Raw genomic sequence first — 16,306 nt, 5'->3', positions numbered from 1 at the left:
GCGCCGCAGCCGTGGCACACGGCCTGACCGTCCCCACAGCGCGTGGATCGTAATCTGGAGGGACACGATGGCGCGGGCGCAAACAACCAATGCACGCTCCGTCTTCTTGATGCAGGCCAGAGAATTTCTTGACGAAGCACGACGACTGAAGCCGGGCCCCGCGCGCAACGAACTGCGCGAGGTGGCGGCGGTGCTGCGCGAGCTTGCGAAAATCGAGGCGCAATGCAAATCTGCAGGGGACAGTGATCGACCCGAGAGAACGTGATCAGGTTCGACGCACCGTCCTTCTCTCTCCGGCCAACTGGCTTTTAGTTCACCAGCGCCCTCCTGACTTCCCCGGAAGGACGAGGAGGGCAATCGTGCAAGGTTGCGGCGTGTCTCGACCCAATTGAAAGCAGCTTACCCTGCGCCGCCGGGTTCGCTGGTCAGGATTCGCCGATCTCGCGAAAGGGCCGTTTCGCGTGATCGGCCCATCCCCATCGAGAACACCTCCTCGATTTCGCGCCGCATGGTGTCGTGGCACTCGCAGGCGGCCGCCGCCAGTCGGGACCGGTCGATTTCGATCTGGCCTCTTCGATCAGAGATGATCGCAGCGGACGCGCGCAGATTGCGCATCAAGAGCGTCACCGTCGTTCGTCGGACACCGAGTATTTGCGACAGCTCCTGCTGGGTGAGCGGAAGGACGTCTTGGTCGACGCAGTCGCGCAACTGAAGCAGCCAACGCGACATGCGGGCTTCGACCGGATGCAGCGCATGGCAGGCCGAGCCGAGCTGAAACTGTATGAGCATCGCTCTAACGTGGCTCTGGATTGCGTGGCGGATCGCAGGGCTCCGGGCAAAAGCGGCGTGAAATCGCGACGCGGAAATCCGAGAGGCGGTGCCCGCCACCCGAACGATGGCGGTAATGGCCGAAGGCGACGGCCCCAGCACCGAAAGACTGCCTACGACCCCGTCACGCCCGATCACTGCGGTTGCGACCGTCCGGCCATCCGCCATGTCGACCATCAGCGAGATGGCGCCGGCATGAGGAAAGAAGACGTAATCGACCTGCTCGCCCGCTCGCGAGAGCACCGCGTTGTGATCGAGGACGACCGTCTCCAGCTCGGGGGCCAGCAGATCGAAGTCTGATCGCGGAAGTGTTGCAAGAAGGCGGTTACCAAATCCGCCGGGAGCCATTACCACAGCGAAGCCGCGGTAACGCTTGCACCGCTTCCTCCATTCGAAGCGGCGCCGAACAGCGATCTCAACATTTGTTTAAGTCTGCTTTCTCTACGCGCACTGATATCCAATTCATTTTCCAGAAGCCTTCGCTCTCAACAACAATCTCAACGCTCAACCGCGCAACCACGATTTCGATGCAAGTGCACCGCGGGCAGCAATGCAATTGCAAAATGCGCATGGGTAAAACCCTACGGCCGGACGGGGCTCCAGAGTTCCAAGTGCTTCGTTTACTGTTGCGCATTGAGCAATCCCAGTTTCGCTCGACATGGAACAGATCAACTTATCGAATGTGTCTGCGAACTGCTGTAAACGCACTCACGATCTGGATAGTCACAAGCTCAATCTCCTTGCACCAGGAGATGGCATCGCGCTTCCGCCAAGATCTGCACTGACCTCGCAAGCCGAGAGAGCATCAACAGCGTAACGGTTTGTCGCGGAGCTACCTACGCTTTGACCGATGTGGACGCGTTGATTGCGGCTTGTTCCAAGTACGGCCGTGGCAGCCTGACGCGACGCTTGCGCGCAATCGGCAGACGACATCGTACAAAATCGCGAAGTTGGCGCCCATGTAGCAGCGGGGAACGTGGCTTCTGGGTCCCGGCTCTGCGCATTAAACGCAAAGGGCGTTGCTGCTTATCGGGGACACGGAGTGGGGTGGTGAGGTTTACGAGAAGAACGCGATCTTCTCGGCCTGGGTCATGCGGCGGATGGGTGCGAGCGGGTCGTTCGCCGGCGCGCGGGGCTTCTGCAAGATGCCGCTGGCGAGGATGGTGGCGCCGAGCGAGGGCTCCGGCAAGGACGCGGACAGGGGCGAGGGCATCGGCAGCGGCGCGCTTGGCGCTGCGGCGAATGTTGCCGTGGCCGCCATGGCCGGGGCCTGCTGCTCCATCACTTCGGCAGCAGCTTCCGCGATGGCGTCGGTGAGGCGCGCGAGCGAGTCCATCGCGATCGGCGCGTCTGCGGGCTCTTCATCGACTGCTGCGACCGGCTCTGGCGCGATCGGCTCCGGCAACTCCGCCGCAACGGGAGCTGCGACCTCCGCAGCTGCCGGCTCCGGAGCGACCGCTTCATTCTCCACCGGCTCGATGATCTCGTCGAAGTCAGAGTCGGGCGCGGCCATCTCCAGCGCGATGGCGTCGAGGATGGCTTCGTCCTCGGCTTCCGCGGCGGCATCGAGCGCGAACGCGTCGGTCGCTTCCGTCAAGGCGGCCGGTTCAGTGGCCGGCTCTTCAAACGAGGCGCCTTCAAGCTCGGCATCATCAGGCACGACATTGTCGAGCGCAGCGCTTTCGGGAGCGATCTGGCTTTCGGCGACGATCTCCGGCGCGACTGCGGTGTCCATGGCCCGCTCGGCAACTGCCGACGTCTCAGTGACGCCAGGTGCTTCGACCTCAGGAGTGGCTGCGATGTCCTGGGGCGCCTCCGTAGAAGCCACGGGGGCTTCGCTGGCCATCGCGCCAGGTGCGACTTCGGCAGGCGGCAGGTCTGCCGCAGACGACGGCGCCTCCTGCCTCGGAGCCGGCTCGTAAGGCGCCGCTTGGGGCGTTGCGCCGCCGTCGAGTTGCTCGAGCCGATCCCTCAGCAGATCGAAGGCCGCCTTGAGCTCGACGCGGGGGTCGATGGTCGAAATCTGTCCGCAAGCCGCCTCGATCGAGGCGAGCTGCGAATCAATGAGGTCGCAGATTCGCCCGTCGGCGCCGATCTCGCGCCAGCGCCAGGAGATCTCCTTGATGATACGCACGCCGCGCGGGATCGGCGCGAGGCTCGCCTCGATCGCGGCGGGATCGAACGCCGCGATCGCAATCGTCTCGGCCTCACGGATGGCGCGGCGGATCTCGACCAGCGCCTCGGGCAGGCGGTCCTCGATGACGGGTTGTCGCTGTGCCGCAAGGGTTTCTTCGATCTTCGCAACCGCATCGAGCACCATGCGGGTGTCGGCATTGCGGTTGCGCTTGGCATATTCGCCGAGGAACCAGCGGCCGCGCGCGGTCTCCATGAAGGCTTCGCGGATCGCGTCGTAATCCTGCTCGTTCGGCTCGGCCGCGCGGGCAGACATGGGCGAAAGGGCGAATGCTTCGTTGGCCATGACAATCTCGTCGCGCAAATCACCGCGCGTTACTGTAACGATCACCACGATATCGACCGAATCGCAATTGGTTTGATGGCAGGCGAATCACAAATCCCCATGGCGGAAGCCAAGAAGCGGCGATTCGCCGTGAGCCTCGCCCTGTTCTATTCGGCCGTCTTCGCGGTCTCGGGCACGCATCTGCCGTTCTTCCCGGTGTGGCTGAAGGCGATCGGCGTCGACGCGGCCTGGATCGGCCTTATCAACGCGCTGCCGGCGGTCACGCGCTTCACCACGCTGCCGCAAGTGACCGCCTTTGCCGAAAAGCGGCAGGCTATTCGCGCCGCCATGATGGTGTCGGTGCTGGCGACGGCGATCGGCTTTACCGCGGTCGGCTTGCAGCAGCAGCCGCTGGCCCTGTTCCTAATCTATGCGCTGACCTGCATGATGTGGACGCCGACGATGCCGCTGACCGATGCCTACGCGCTGCGCGGTGTCGCGCGTTACGGGCTCGATTACGGGCCGTTGCGGCTGTGGGGCTCGGCGGCGTTCGCCGCAGGCTCGCTCGCCTGCGGCTATCTCGTCGACAGCATCGCGCCGCGTGATCTGATCTGGGTCATCGTCGCATGGGCCGTCGTTGCGGTTCTCGCCAGCCTGCTGCTTCAGCCACTCGATGAGGTCAGGCGCAGGACCGCCGAGACGCATGCCGGCAAGGCCTTGCTGCGCGATGGCGGCTTTTGGGCGATCATCGCCTCGGCGGCGCTGATCCAGGGCAGCCACGTCGCCTATTACACCTTCTCGGCCATCAATTGGCAGCTCCAGGGTCTCGGCGGGCTGACGATCGCGGCCCTGTGGACGCTGGGTGTGATCGCGGAGATCGTCGTGTTCGCCCTTTCGCCGCGCTTCTCGCTGCATCCGTCCACGATGATGGCGATCGGGGGGCTCGGCGCCGTGGTGCGCTGGATCGTCACCGCCAACCAGCCGCCGCTGGCGCTGCTCGCGATCGTGCAACTCGGCCATGGTCTCACCTTCGGCATGACGATCGTCGGCACCATGAATCTCCTGATGCAGGGCGTGCCGCCGCACCAGATCGCGCGGGGACAGGGCTACTACGCCGCATGCAACGGTCTATTGGGCGCAACGACCTCGATCGCGTCAGGCGCGATCTACGCCCGCATCGGCGACGGCCTGTACTACGTCATGGCCGCGATGGCCGCTGCCGGTGCGCTGGTGATCTGGTCGGCGCGGCACCGGCTCAAGCCTCATCCCCAGAGCGAAGCGTCCGGCGGGTAAACCAGGCTGCCGTCATAACGCAGGCCGTGATCGCGATCGCGCGCCAGCAGCAGCGGGCCGTCGAGATCGACGAAGCGCGCCTGCGGCGTCACCAGCATCGCAGGCGCCATCGACAGCGAGGTCGCGACCATGCAGCCGATCATGATCTCGAAGCCGAGCGACCGCGCGGCATCGGCCATGGCCAGCGCCTCGGTGAGGCCGCCGGTCTTGTCGAGCTTGATGTTCACGGCGTCGTAGCGCGCACGCAGGGACTCGAGCGACGAGCGGTCGTGCACGCTCTCGTCGGCGCAGACCGCGACCGGACGCTTGATCCGTGCCAGCGCCTCGTCCTTGCCAGCGGGCAGCGGCTGCTCCACGAGCGTGACGCCGACGTCGGCGCAGGCGGCAAGATTGTGCTCCAGATTGGCCTCGCTCCAAGCCTCGTTGGCGTCGACGATCAGCTCGGATTCGGGGGCGGCCTTGCGCACCGCCGCGATCCGCGCCGGATCGTCTTCGCCGCCCAGCTTGATCTTGAGCAGCGGCCGGTGTGCGGCCTTGGCGGTTGCCGCGGCCATGCTCTCGGGCGTGCCGAGGGAGATGGTGTAGGCGGTCGTACGCTCGCCGGGCTCCGGGCGGCCCAGCAGGTTCCAGGCGCGCAGGCCGGCCACCTTGGCCTCGAGGTCAATCAGGGCGCAATCCAGCGCGTTACGAGCCGCCCCAGGCGGCATTGCCGCCTGGAGCGCCTGCCGCGTCAGCCCGCCCGCCACGGCCTGCTGCATGGCCTGAATGGCGCCGAGCGCCGCCTCCGGAGTCTCGCCGTAGCGGGGGTAGGGCACGCACTCGCCGCGGCCGGTCAGCCCGTCCTGGTTGACCTCCGCCACGACGGTCACGGCCTCGGTCTTGGCCCCCCGGCTGATGGTAAAGCTGCCGGCAATCGGAAAGCGCTCGATTCGTGCCGCCAGGGAGACAAGTTTGCTGGAAGTCATTTTGAACTCTGGCGAAATCTGAACCTGCTGGTTACCTCTAGCAACTAATAGTGGCCAGTTGGGGATACCTTCTCTAGGTAAGGGCGCGTGCGCAACCTTCTGTTTTCCTCCGTCCCGGCAGGGGAGCGGACATCTTGAGCGGCGATCCGAAGCTGGAACGGGTTGCCAAGGGCAATGCGCTTGCACTCTGCGCCACCGGGACATGGACCGCGAGCTTCGCGCCGGTCCTGGAGCGGCTGGTGGCCGATGCCGAGAAGCTCGCCGGCAGCCCCCAAAGCATTTTCATCGACGTCTCCGAGGTCGCCAAGCTCGACACGTTCGGCGCCTGGCTGATCGAGCGGCTGCGCCGCAGCCTGACGAAAGGACCTGTCGAGGCCCAGATCGCGGGGCTCTCCGCCAATTATTCGAGCCTGGTGGACGAGGTGCGGCGGGTCAGGGCGACGCCCGTGGTCGACGGCAGCACGATCACCATCATCGGCATGCTGGAGCAGATCGGCCGGTCGGTCGCCGGCGTTGCCGGTACGATGGCCGGCCTCGTCGACATGCTCGGCGCGGTGCTGGCGGCAGGCTTTCGCGTCCTGATCCACCCGCGCTCGTTCCGCCTGACCTCGACCGTGCACCACATGGAGCAGGTCTGCTGGCGCGCGGTGCCGATCATCGTGCTGATCACATTCCTGATCGGCTGCATCATCGCCCAACAAGGCATCTTCCATTTCCGCAGGTTCGGCGCCGATATCTTCGTCGTCGACATGCTCGGCGTGCTGGTACTGCGCGAGATCGGCGTGCTGCTGGTCGCGATCATGGTCGCCGGCCGCTCGGGCAGCGCCTACACTGCCGAGCTCGGCTCGATGAAGATGCGCGAGGAGATCGACGCGCTGCGCACCATGGGGTTCGACCCGATCGAGGTGCTGGTGCTGCCGCGCATGATGGCGCTCGTGATTGCGCTGCCGATCCTCGCTTTTCTCGGCGCGATGGCCGCGCTCTATGGCGGCGGGCTCGTCGCCTGGCTTTATGGCGGTGTCCAGCCGGAGGCCTTCTTGTTGCGGCTGCGCGACGCCATTTCGATCGATCATTTCATCGTCGGTATCGTCAAGGCACCCGTGATGGCCGCGGTGATCGGCATCGTCGCCTGCGTCGAAGGGCTCGCCGTGCAGGGCAGCGCGGAATCGCTCGGACAGCACACGACCGCGTCGGTGGTGAAGGGCATCTTCTTCGTCATCGTCATGGACGGCATCTTCGCCATCTTCTTCGCCTCGATCGGGATGTGACGATGGCAGGCGAAATTCAAAATCCCATTATCCGCGTCCGCGACGTCACCGTGCAGTTCGGCGCAACGCGCGTGCTCGACGGCCTCAACCTCGACGTCAAGCGCGGCGAGATTCTGGGCTTCGTCGGTCCCTCGGGCGCCGGCAAATCGGTGCTGACGCGCACCATCATCGGCCTCGTGCCGAAGGTCGCAGGCTCGATCGAGGTGTTCGGCGTCGACCTCGATTCCTCCAGCACGTCGCAACGGCGAAATGTCGAGCGGCGGTGGGGCGTGCTGTTTCAGCAGGGCGCGCTGTTCTCCTCGCTCACGGTGCGGCAGAACATCCAGTTTCCGATGCGCGAATATTTGCGCGTGTCGCAGCGGCTGATGGACGAGATCACCATGGCCAAGCTGACCATGGTCGGTCTCAAGCCGGAAGTTGCCGAGCGCTTCCCGTCCGAGCTCTCCGGCGGCATGATCAAGCGCGTGGCGCTCGCCCGTGCGCTGTCGCTGGATCCGGATCTCGTCTTCCTGGACGAGCCGACCTCGGGCCTCGATCCGATCGGCGCCGGCGATTTCGACGAGCTGGTCAGGACGCTCCAGCGCACTTTGGGGCTGACCGTTTTCATGGTAACGCACGACCTCGATAGCCTTTACACAGCATGTGACCGCATCGCCGTTTTAGGGAACGGTAAGATCATTGCGGCAGGGTCGATCGCTGACATGCAGGCCTCGCAGCATCCCTGGCTGAGACAATATTTCCATGGCAAGCGCGCCCGCGCGGTGATGGGCTGAGGTGCCGGAGTAGCTGATGGAAACGCGCGCAAATTACGTGCTGATCGGATCGTTCACGCTGGCGGTGATCGCTGCTGCGATCGGCTTCGTGCTGTGGTTTCAGTCGCTGCACACCACCAAGCAGCGCAGCCCCCTGCGCGTCGTGTTCGAGGGCCCCGCGGCGGGCTTGCGCAACGGCGGCAGCGTCAATTTCAACGGAATTCGGGTCGGTGAGGTGGTCTCGGTGAAGCTGGACAACCCGCGGCGGGTTGTCGCACTCGCCATGATCGAGAACAACGCCCCGATCCGCAAGGACACGCTGGTCGGGCTCGAATTCCAGGGCCTCACCGGTGTAGCCGCAATCTCGCTCAAGGGCGGCGACGAGGCCGCGGCCCCGCCGCCGCTCGACCAGGACGGCATCCCGACGCTGACGGCGGACCCCAACAAGCTCCAGGACGTCACCGAGGCGATCCGCGGCACGCTCCAGAACATCAACAAGATCGTCGCCGACAATCAGGAATCGGTGAGGAACTCGCTGAAGAATTTGGAGACCTTCACCAACTCGCTCGCCCGCAACTCCGAGAAGATCGATGGCGTGATGGCCAAGGTCGACGGCGTGATGCTCAAGGCCGACAATCTCATGCTCGGCCTCAACACGCTGGCCGGCGGCAAGGACGGCGGCGAGCTGTTCCAGGCGGTGAAGTCGATCCGCGAACTGGCCGAGGATTTCGACAAGCGCTCCGGCGCGCTGATGAGCGATGGCCGCCGCACTCTCGGCGACATCAGCCGCGCCGTGAACAACTTCGACCGCAACCCGACCCGCGTCCTGTTCGGCGCCAGCAACTCATCGCAACCCGCCCCGCCGCCCGAGCCGCCAAAGCCGGCGGCAGCGCCCCGGCGATAATCGCGAGTACAGCAATCTCGCCCTCGTCATTGAGCTCGACAGCAATGACGAAGAGTGTACCTGCTGCAGCGCAATCACTCTCGTGTCCCGGACGCGCTGCAACGCCCTTAGCGTTGCCGCGCAGAGCCGGGACCCAGAAGGCAACACGGTACAAGCCGCGACATGGGCCCCGGCTCTGCAGCGCACCGCTGAAGGGACGTTCGCTGCGTCCGGGGCACGAGCAAACCAAAACGGAGGCCGTGAGGCCTCCGTTTTCATTCGCTAATCGATATCGCTACGAGCCGCTCACCCCAGCCGTCCCGCCGCGTGGGCCAGCAGCGTGTAGACCAGCCCCGTCTCCGAGGTCAGGTGGCTGCGCAGCTCCTGCGGGCCGCGGCCGTCGCGGGCGACTTCGTCGAGCAGGCGCTCGAACTCCGCGATGTAGCGGTCGACCGTGCCCTTGAAGTTGCGGTCGGCGCGATACTTGCGGGCGACCTCGTCGAAGGCCTTCTGGCCGGCGGGCGTGTAGAGGCGCTTGGTGAAGGCCTTGTTCTCGCCGCGCTGGTAGCGGTCCCACATCTCGGCGGCGAGGTTGCGGTCCATCAGCCGGCCGATGTCGAGCGACAACGATTCCAGCGGATTGCCACCACCTTGCAGCGCCTGCGGCTGCGGAGCGGGTGCCGCGCGGCCGCGGGGAGCCTCACGGCCGGCCGAGGCGGCTGGACCCGTGTCGGCGCGGTTGAGCAGGTCCGACAGCCAGCCGTCGCGGCCTTGGTCGTTGCCGGCAGGCGCGACCGACGGCGCTTCGGTGCGGCGCGCAGCCGGCATGCCGAGATCCGGCGGCGGCAGCGTCGAGGCACTGCCGGTGTCGCGCATGCGGGTCTCGGTGGCGCGGCCTGCGACTGCGGCCAGCACCGCCGGCTCTTCCTGGCGCTGCACGCTGCCGCGGCTCGTCGTGGTGACGTCGAGGCCGCGGCCATGCTGGGCTACGATGCGGTTGAGCTCGGCGAGCGCCTCGATCTGATCGACGATCACCTTGCGCATTTGCGCGGTGCTTTCGGCGGCCTCCTGCGGCATCTCGAGCACGCCGCGGCGCAGCTCGTTACGGGTGGATTCGAGCTCGTTGTGCATCTCGAGTGCCATCTGCTTCATGCTTGCGACCAGATTGCTGAAGCGCTCGGTCGACTGCTTGAACATCGCATCCGCCTCGTCGGTGGTCTGGCGGTAGATGTCGTGCATGGCTTCGATGGTCTGGCGGTGCTCCTCTTCGGACGCCGCGCGCACCGCCTCGAACTGGCGGGTGATTGCGGCAGAGCCTGCGCCGGCGGTCTCGGCGACGACGCGGGCGATGTCGCGGGCACGCTCTTCGGCTGCGGCCAGCGATTCATCGAGCAGGCCGGTGAAGCGCGACAGGCGCTGGTCGAGATCGGCCGTACGCAGGTCGATTGTGGTGACGAGCGATTCCAGCGCCTGCTTGCGCTCGGCGAGCGAGGCGGTGGTGTTCTTGTTACTCTGCTCGACGACCTGCGCGGCCTCGACAAGCGCCTTGCCATGCTTGTCGAATTGGGTCGACAGCTCGCCGAGGTCCTGGAGCGCCTTCGTGGTCTTGCTGTTGAAGACGTTGAGCTGGTCTTCCAGGTTCTGCGTCGCGGCGCCGTTGCGCGAGGTGACGTCGTTCATCGCCGAGACGAAGTCGGCGACGCGCGTCACCAGCGCCCGCTCGAGCGAGTTGAGGTTGTCGTGCGCACCGGTCAGCACCTCCTGAAGCAGGATGTTGCCTTCGCGCAGCCGCTCGAACAGCGCCACCGTGTCGGTGCGTAGGATCTTGCTGGTCTCCTGCATCTCGGTCACGGCCGCGATCGAGACCTGGCGCGACTGGTCGATCGCCGAGCGCGAGGCCTGCTCGAGGTCCTTGAGCGACTTGCCGACCGCGCCGGTGGCGATCTCGCTCGCCGTATTGATGGCGCGGGCGACTTCCGAGCCGTTGCCCATCATAGTCTGCGAGAAGGCCTGGCCGCGCGTCTCGATCGACTTCAGCGCGTCGGAGGTGACGCGGTCAATGTCGAGCGTGAGCTGGTTGGTCTGGGAGCCGATCGCGTCGACCAGGGCGCCGCGCTTGGCGTCAATCATGTTCGATAGACGGTCGGCCTGCTGCTGCACATAGGTGACGATCTCGTCGGTCTTACCGGTCATGGCCTGGCCGAAGCTGCTGCTGGCGGCGAGCACCGAGCGCTCGACGTCGGCCGAACTCGACTTGACCCGCGAGCTGGCCTCGTTAGAGGCGGATATCAGCGCGTTCTGGGCGCTGAGCGCGCTGGTCTGGATGTCGTTGGTCGCGTTCGCGGCGGCTGCGCTCAGTGTACGCTCGATCTCGGTCGAGATCGTGCGGATCTGGCTCGCGGCATCCGCCGAGGTCGAGGTCAGCGAGGTCTGCGCCTCACGCGCGCTGTTGAGGATCGTCGAGGCGGTGTCGGCGCCGACCGCGGTCAGCGTGCGCTCGATATCCGTGGTCAGCGACTTGATCTGGCTCGCCGCGTCGGTCGAGGCGGAGATCAGCGTGCCCTGGGCCTCGCGGATACCGCTGGTGAGCGCTTCGATGGTGGCGCCGCCAGCGGTTGCCAGCGCGCGCTGCATCTCGGCCGCGAGCGAACGCACCTGGCTGGTCTGCTCGGCCGAGACCGTGAGCAGGGTGCTCTGGGCGTCGCGGGCGCTGGTGGTGATCGTCTCGGCGGTCGACTGGCCGACCTGCGAGAGCGAACGATGCACTTCGGCCGCGAGCGACTTGACCTGGCTCGCCGCATCCGAGGACGCCGTGACCAGCGTGCTCTGGGCCTCGCGGGCGCCGCTCATGATGGTCTCGGCGGTCGAGGTGCCCGCCATCGAGAGCGAGCGCTGCACATCGGAAGACAGCGCCTTGATCTGGTTGGCGGTCTCGGTCGAAGCCGCGATCAGCGCGCCCTGCGCATCGCGGGCGCCGGCGACGATCGACTCCGCTGTGGTGGTGCCGGCCAGCGACAGCGAACGCTGCACGTCGGCGGTGAGCGTCTTGACATGGTTGGCCGCATCCGAAGAGGCGGTGACGAGCGTGGTCTGCACCTCGCGGGCGCCGGCCAGGATCGAGGCCGCGGTCGCCGAGCCCGCTGCGGACAGCGTGCGTTCGACGTCGGCCGCGAGCCCCTTGATCTGGTTGGAGGCATCGCCCGATGCGGCGACCAGGGTCGACTGCGCCTCGCGGGCGCTGGTCAGGATCGAGTTCGCAGCACCGGTGCCGACGGCGGTCAGCGCGCGCTCGACCTCGGACGAGGTCATCTTGAGCTGGGCGTTGACGTCGGAGGAGACCGTCAGCAGCGACTGCTGAGCGGTGCGCGCGCCGGTCTGGATGGTCTCGCTGGTGTTGACGACGAGGTTGGTGAGCGAACGTTCGGCGTCCTCGACGTGCGAGCGGATCGCGGTCGAGATCATCTCGGCGCGGGACATCATGTCCTCGCTGGCCTGGCGTCCGCTGCTCTCGATGCGGCCGGCGACCGCCTCGACGCGCGAGCCGAGCAGGTCCTCGAACTGCGCCACGCGCACGTCGATGTCGCTCGCGACCGAGCCGACCTTGGTCTCGATGGCGTGGTGGATCTCCTGGAACCGCGCCGTGACCGTGTCGGACAGATGCGCGGTGCGGCCGTCGATGACCTCGGTGACGCCGGTGATGCGGCGGTCGACGGCCTCGATCGCCTGCGCGGTGCCGTCCGTGAGGGTCGAGGTCAGCAGCGTGAGGCGCGTGTCGATCGACTGCACGGCTTGCGAGGCGCCGTTCGTCACCGCGGAGGTCAGGTAAGTGAGGCGGGAGTCGATGGATTCGAGCGCCTGCGACGCGCCGCCCGTCAGCGTCGTCGTGAGATGCGTTAGCCTCGTGTCGATCAACTGGATGGTCTGCGATGCGCCGTCGGTCAGAGAGGTGGTGAGGTGGTTAAGGCGCGCGTCAATGGTTTCGATGGCCTCCGATGCGCCGCCGGTCAGCGACGTCGTGAGGTAGGTGAGGCGGGTATCGATTGACTGGATCGCCTGCGCGGCGCCCTCGCTCAGCGACGTTGCCAGAGTATTGATGCGTCCGTCGATGGTTTCGGTCATGGACCTGGCGCGGGTGTCGAACGACTGTTCGAGCGCGGCGACGCGGCCGACGAGCTGCTGGTCGAAGGTCCTGATGTGGCCTTCGATCGTGCCGTCGAGGCTGGCGATCTTGCCGTCGAGCGAGGCGTCGAGGTTGCTGACGCGTTCCCCGACCGTGGTCTCGAATTGCACCAACCGCTGGTCGAGCACGGCCGTGATCTGGCCGCCGTTCGACGTGAAGCGGGTGTCGAAATTGTCGACATAGGTCTTCAACGTCTCGGCGATGTCCTGCGTGCGCTGGCCCATGCGCTCGACGATCTCGCCGCCGAAGGTCTTCACGGTGCGGTCGAACTCGGAGATGTGGCGCGTGATCAGCGCGCCGAGCGTGCCGGAGTCGCGGGCGAACTTCTCGACCAGCTCGGTGCCCTGGTTCCTGACGAGCTCGTCGAAGGCGCTCATCTGGAGCGACAGCGAGTCGTGCGCGGTCTCGGTCTGGCTGATGACCTTGGCGACCAGGCTGTTGACGGTGGCGTCCAGCGCCTCGCTCGCCTTGTCGCCGCTCGTCATGATCTGGCCGGCGAGCCGGTTGCCGGCGTCGTCGATCTTGGCGGAGATGTCGTTGGAACGCAGCTCGAGCTCGAGCAGCAGCGAGTCCGACGAATTCTTCAGGGAATCATGCACCTGCTCGGTGCGCTCGGAGATGCCGTCGACGATCGCGGCGGAGCGCTGCTCGAACTCGCCGGTGATGCGGTCGATGCGCTCGTTCAGCATCTCGTGGACGCGGTCGGCGAGATCGACGAACTCGTCGTGGACGTGGCCGGTCTTGAAGTTGAGGCTGGTGGTCAGCCGCTCGCTGGCGTCGAGCACGGCGCGCGTGGTCTCGTTGCTGGCCTCCTCGAGGCGATCGAGCAGGTCGCCGCCGCGCTCACCGAGCGCCAGGATCATGTTGTCGCCGGCATTGCTCAGCGCCTGGGTGATGTGGGCGCCGCGCTCTTCCAGCGCGCCGGTGATGGACTTGGCGACCTCGTCGACGCGCGAGGCGATCGCGTCCGAGATCAGCGCGATGTCGTGGCGCAGATCGATCTGCACCCCGGAGATGGCGCTGCGGACCTGCTCGGCCTGGCCGACCAGGTTGTCGCGCTGATGCGCGATGTCCTGGAGCAGGGCGCGGATGCGCACCTCGTTGTCGGAATAGGCCCGCTCGAGCGCCGCGACCTCGTTGGCGACCAGCGTCTCAAGCTCGCCGGCGCGCGCGATGGCGCGCTCGATGCCGTCGCCCATCGCTGCGACCTCACGGCGGATGGCCTGGCCGACGGTGACCATGGAATCGGAGGCCGAGCCTTCCGGCTCGGAGAAGCGGATCGCGACCTGCGCCATCGCCTGCGCGATCATGCGCATTTCCTGGCCTCGCCAAACGAGGCTCGCCAGGAAGTAGAACAGCATGATGGGCGCGAAGAACATCGCGATCAGGCCGGCAATGACGAGCACGCCGCCGCTCTGGCCCATGGCGGCCTGGATCGAGGGCAGGAAGCCGAATGTCAGCGCGGCGCAGGCGGCGAGCCAGACGCCGGCGAAGATGGTGGCGAAGGTGTAGACGCTGCGGGCAGGGCGGCCCCTCTGAAGCGCCTGGAGCAACTGGCCGATGGTCTCACGGTCGTCATTGGCGGCGCGGCGCGAGGTGCGCGGCTCCTCGATCGGGTCGAACGCGGTTGCTCGTTCGTTGGCGGCGGGGCGCGGCTCGAAGCTCGGCTCGTCGAAGTCCGGAGGCGCGGGCGGCCCCACCGGAGGCACCGTCTCGTTGCGCATCGCGGCGTTGCGGCTGGTATCCGCAGCGGTGTCACTGATGTTCAGGGCTTCCTGGATCGCAGAAAGCGCAACTTCTGTGGGGTCTTTGGCCTTTTTCGGAGTGTTCGCCATGTTCAGTCCGAGCCCTCGTTACTTGTACGCGTCCCCCCGCGAGCCCTGCGCGATACGCAAGCCCACAGACCGGATCATGCCGCTTGCGCGGATCTCCGAGCCGTCCCCACCCGGACGGCTTGTCCGCCAATTTCTGCAACATCCTATTGGCAGAGCGTCGCGAATGAAATGCCTGCGATTAAGACAATGTTAATCATCGTTAACAGGATCGCGCCGTAACGCCTTAGCACTAAATGCAATTCTCCACCGAACTTCGCCAATTGCGGCAACTTCTCGTCAACAAATCGGCGGAATTGCGTAAAACGGCCCAAGCATTTCGTTAACCATTTTCATGCTTGGGTAGGAGGAACCTGACCGCCGGACCGGCGGGACGATCGCGCGCTGCCGGGGCCTGGGTCTGCAACGGATGGACTGGATGCCCTCGCCCCCGCTTGCACCCATCGACAGTCCGCTCGACCTCGATCACCTCGCCCGCATGACGCTCGGCGATGCCGAGCTGGAACGGGAAGTGCTGGCGATGTTCGCCGAGCAGGCGGTCCGCCTAGTTGCGGCGATGACGGCGCTGCCGGCCGAGGCGGGCGCACTGGCCCACAAACTCAAGGGCTCGGCACGCGGGATCGGCGCCTTTGCCGTGGCTGATGCCGCAGGCAGCCTGGAGACTGCGATCCGGACCGGCCATGGTCGGCCCCACGCCCTTGCTGCCTTGAAAGAGGCGGTAACCGAGGCTCGCGCCGCGATCGAGGCGATGCTGAAGCCTTAAGGCGCGGACTGTCAGAACCGGTTCTACTCTTTTGTTTTGACGCGTGTTCTTCCCGCGAAGCGGGATTCACCTCGCGCCGAAAACGCTATGGCGCCGGGCTGACCGACCCGTTATAGGACAGGCCGGGACCCCTCCTTCATTCCAAGCACCGCGGCAGCACGAGCACACATGGCCAAGATTCACTTTGTCGACCACAAGGGCGAAACCCGCACGGTGGAAATCGAGAACGGCGCAACCGTGATGGAAGCCGCCATCCGCAACAGCATTCCGGGCATCGAGGCCGAATGCGGCGGCGCTTGTGCCTGCGCGACCTGCCATGTCTATGTCGACGAAGCCTGGCGCGAGAAGGTCGGCAACCCGACGCCGATGGAAGAGGACATGCTCGACTTCGGCTTCGACGTGCGCCCAAACTCGCGCCTGTCCTGCCAGATCAAGGTCTCCGACGAACTCGACGGGCTCGTCGTCGCGACGCCGGAACGCCAGGCCTGATCCACTCGATTAGGTAACTATGTCCTCGCCGGCGCGACCTCGATGCCGCGCTTGTGCCAGGGTCTCAGCTTTGCGATCACTTCCGCTGTGAGCCGCGTCGGCCGCCGCGACGCTTCGTCGATCATCACGCCGACCGAATTCGCCGACGCGATGCACTTTCCTTGCGAGAATACGACCTGCTCGAAGGTCACCGACGTTCGTCCGAGCTTGACCACGCCGAGGCCAAGCTCGATCGTGTTCGGCCAGTGCAGCTCGGCGCGGAAATGGATGTCGAGCCGCACCATGATCCAGGCAAGACCCGGCGGCGTCAGCCCATATTCCGGGAGCTTCATCAGCGTGACACGGCCGGTCTCGAAATAGGTGGCGTAGACGGCGTTGTTGACGTGCTGGTTGGGATCGAGATCGCCGAAGCGCACGTTGTCGCTGAGGCGATATGGGTAGTCTTCCAGGCGCGGCGTCGTATCGAGGTGGCTTGGTGCGTTCACCGATTGATCTCCGTCATATCCTTGCTCGTTACAGCCCAGTTAGTTTGACCCGGCAAGTGGGTGCGGCTGCGGGGCGCTCCCGCTTTTATGCCTTCCCTGATCCATCCCCG

12 protein-coding genes are annotated in these 16,306 nt (G+C 65.9%); 7 read left to right on the top strand and 5 right to left on the bottom strand.

From position 1 onward, the window contains the following. Window positions 1–67: 67 nt before the first annotated feature. Window positions 68–265 (top strand): hypothetical protein, encoded by a 198-nt coding sequence (locus IVA91_RS06045; RefSeq protein WP_247278715.1) that lies wholly within the window; start codon window positions 68–70, stop codon window positions 263–265. Between the two features lie 134 nt (window positions 266–399). Here IVA91_RS06045 and IVA91_RS06040 read toward each other — a convergent pair whose 3' ends face one another. Together IVA91_RS06040 and IVA91_RS06035 are read right to left on the bottom strand one after the other, a co-directional pair. Then, entirely contained in the window at window positions 400–1,176 is a 777-nt protein-coding gene (locus IVA91_RS06040; protein WP_247278714.1) for a Crp/Fnr family transcriptional regulator, read from the bottom strand. A 709-nt stretch (window positions 1,177–1,885) separates the two neighbouring features. Then, on the bottom strand, window positions 1,886–3,307 hold the full coding sequence (locus IVA91_RS06035) for a hypothetical protein (protein ID WP_247458449.1): 1,422 nt from the start codon (window positions 3,305–3,307) through the stop codon (window positions 1,886–1,888). A 75-nt stretch (window positions 3,308–3,382) separates the two neighbouring features. On the opposite strand from IVA91_RS06035, the gene IVA91_RS06030 reads away from it, so the two are divergent. Then, window positions 3,383–4,579 (top strand): major facilitator superfamily domain-containing protein 6, encoded by a 1,197-nt coding sequence (locus IVA91_RS06030; RefSeq protein ID WP_247458448.1) that lies wholly within the window; start codon window positions 3,383–3,385, stop codon window positions 4,577–4,579. Here IVA91_RS06030 and dgcA read toward each other — a convergent pair. Next, on the bottom strand, window positions 4,549–5,544 hold the full coding sequence (gene dgcA, locus IVA91_RS06025; RefSeq protein ID WP_247458447.1) for an N-acetyl-D-Glu racemase DgcA: 996 nt from the start codon (window positions 5,542–5,544) through the stop codon (window positions 4,549–4,551). The genes IVA91_RS06030 and dgcA overlap by 31 nt on opposite strands. 134 nt (window positions 5,545–5,678) lie before the next feature. On the opposite strand from dgcA, the gene IVA91_RS06020 reads away from it, so the two are divergent. Genes IVA91_RS06020 through IVA91_RS06010 form a run of 3 tightly spaced genes read left to right on the top strand, consistent with a single transcriptional unit; the run spans window position 5,679 to window position 8,468 of the window. Continuing rightward, window positions 5,679–6,812: an ABC transporter permease gene (locus IVA91_RS06020; protein WP_247458446.1), complete on the top strand. Its 1,134-nt coding sequence runs from the start codon at window positions 5,679–5,681 to the stop codon at window positions 6,810–6,812. A gap of 2 nt (window positions 6,813–6,814) precedes the next feature. Beyond that, entirely contained in the window at window positions 6,815–7,585 is a 771-nt protein-coding gene (locus tag IVA91_RS06015; RefSeq protein ID WP_247421949.1) for an ABC transporter ATP-binding protein, read from the top strand. 16 nt (window positions 7,586–7,601) lie between these two features. Then, the gene (locus tag IVA91_RS06010; RefSeq protein WP_247458445.1) at window positions 7,602–8,468 is read left to right on the top strand and encodes an MlaD family protein; all 867 of its coding nucleotides are present in this window, start codon (window positions 7,602–7,604) and stop codon (window positions 8,466–8,468) included. A 285-nt stretch (window positions 8,469–8,753) separates the two neighbouring features. Here the strand turns inward: IVA91_RS06010 and IVA91_RS06005 are convergent, their stop codons facing one another. Next, complete coding sequence (locus IVA91_RS06005; RefSeq protein ID WP_247458444.1) at window positions 8,754–14,462, bottom strand: apolipoprotein A1/A4/E family protein; 5,709 nt, start codon at window positions 14,460–14,462, stop codon at window positions 8,754–8,756. Between the two features lie 415 nt (window positions 14,463–14,877). Between IVA91_RS06005 and IVA91_RS06000 the strand changes: the two genes are divergently transcribed. Continuing rightward, window positions 14,878–15,222 carry an Hpt domain-containing protein gene (locus tag IVA91_RS06000; RefSeq protein WP_247458443.1) on the top strand — a complete coding sequence of 115 codons (345 nt, stop codon included), beginning with the start codon at window positions 14,878–14,880 and terminating at the stop codon, window positions 15,220–15,222. A gap of 168 nt (window positions 15,223–15,390) precedes the next feature. After that, window positions 15,391–15,711, top strand: coding sequence for a 2Fe-2S iron-sulfur cluster-binding protein (locus IVA91_RS05995; RefSeq protein ID WP_247278705.1), 321 nt, complete (start codon window positions 15,391–15,393; stop codon window positions 15,709–15,711). 17 nt (window positions 15,712–15,728) lie between these two features. On the opposite strand, the gene IVA91_RS05990 is transcribed toward IVA91_RS05995, so the two are convergent. Continuing rightward, window positions 15,729–16,196, bottom strand: a complete 468-nt coding sequence (locus IVA91_RS05990; RefSeq protein WP_247458442.1) for a thioesterase family protein — start codon at window positions 16,194–16,196, stop codon at window positions 15,729–15,731. Window positions 16,197–16,306: the final 110 nt, after the last annotated feature.

The sequence above is a fragment of the Bradyrhizobium sp. 153 genome, from assembly GCF_023073835.1.
GTDB lineage: Bacteria > Pseudomonadota > Alphaproteobacteria > Rhizobiales > Xanthobacteraceae > Bradyrhizobium.
Note: the sequence above shows the minus strand (reverse complement) of the source record. Positions and strands in the feature narration are given on the sequence as shown.

Excerpts from the sequence above, each read along its gene's own strand:
- IVA91_RS06035 (WP_247458449.1), bottom strand. The coding sequence starts at position 3,307 with ATGGCCAACGAAGCATTCGCCCTTTCGCCCATGTCTGCCCGCGCGGCC.
- IVA91_RS05995 (WP_247278705.1), top strand. The coding sequence starts at position 15,391 with ATGGCCAAGATTCACTTTGTCGACCACAAGGGCGAAACCCGCACGGTG.
- IVA91_RS06000 (WP_247458443.1), top strand. The coding sequence starts at position 14,878 with ATGCCCTCGCCCCCGCTTGCACCCATCGACAGTCCGCTCGACCTCGAT.
- IVA91_RS06010 (WP_247458445.1), top strand. The coding sequence starts at position 7,602 with ATGGAAACGCGCGCAAATTACGTGCTGATCGGATCGTTCACGCTGGCG.
- IVA91_RS06040 (WP_247278714.1), bottom strand. The coding sequence starts at position 1,176 with ATGGCTCCCGGCGGATTTGGTAACCGCCTTCTTGCAACACTTCCGCGA.
- IVA91_RS06045 (WP_247278715.1), top strand. The coding sequence starts at position 68 with ATGGCGCGGGCGCAAACAACCAATGCACGCTCCGTCTTCTTGATGCAG.
- IVA91_RS06030 (WP_247458448.1), top strand. The coding sequence starts at position 3,383 with ATGGCAGGCGAATCACAAATCCCCATGGCGGAAGCCAAGAAGCGGCGA.
- dgcA (WP_247458447.1), bottom strand. The coding sequence starts at position 5,544 with ATGACTTCCAGCAAACTTGTCTCCCTGGCGGCACGAATCGAGCGCTTT.
- IVA91_RS06015 (WP_247421949.1), top strand. The coding sequence starts at position 6,815 with ATGGCAGGCGAAATTCAAAATCCCATTATCCGCGTCCGCGACGTCACC.
- IVA91_RS06005 (WP_247458444.1), bottom strand. The coding sequence starts at position 14,462 with ATGGCGAACACTCCGAAAAAGGCCAAAGACCCCACAGAAGTTGCGCTT.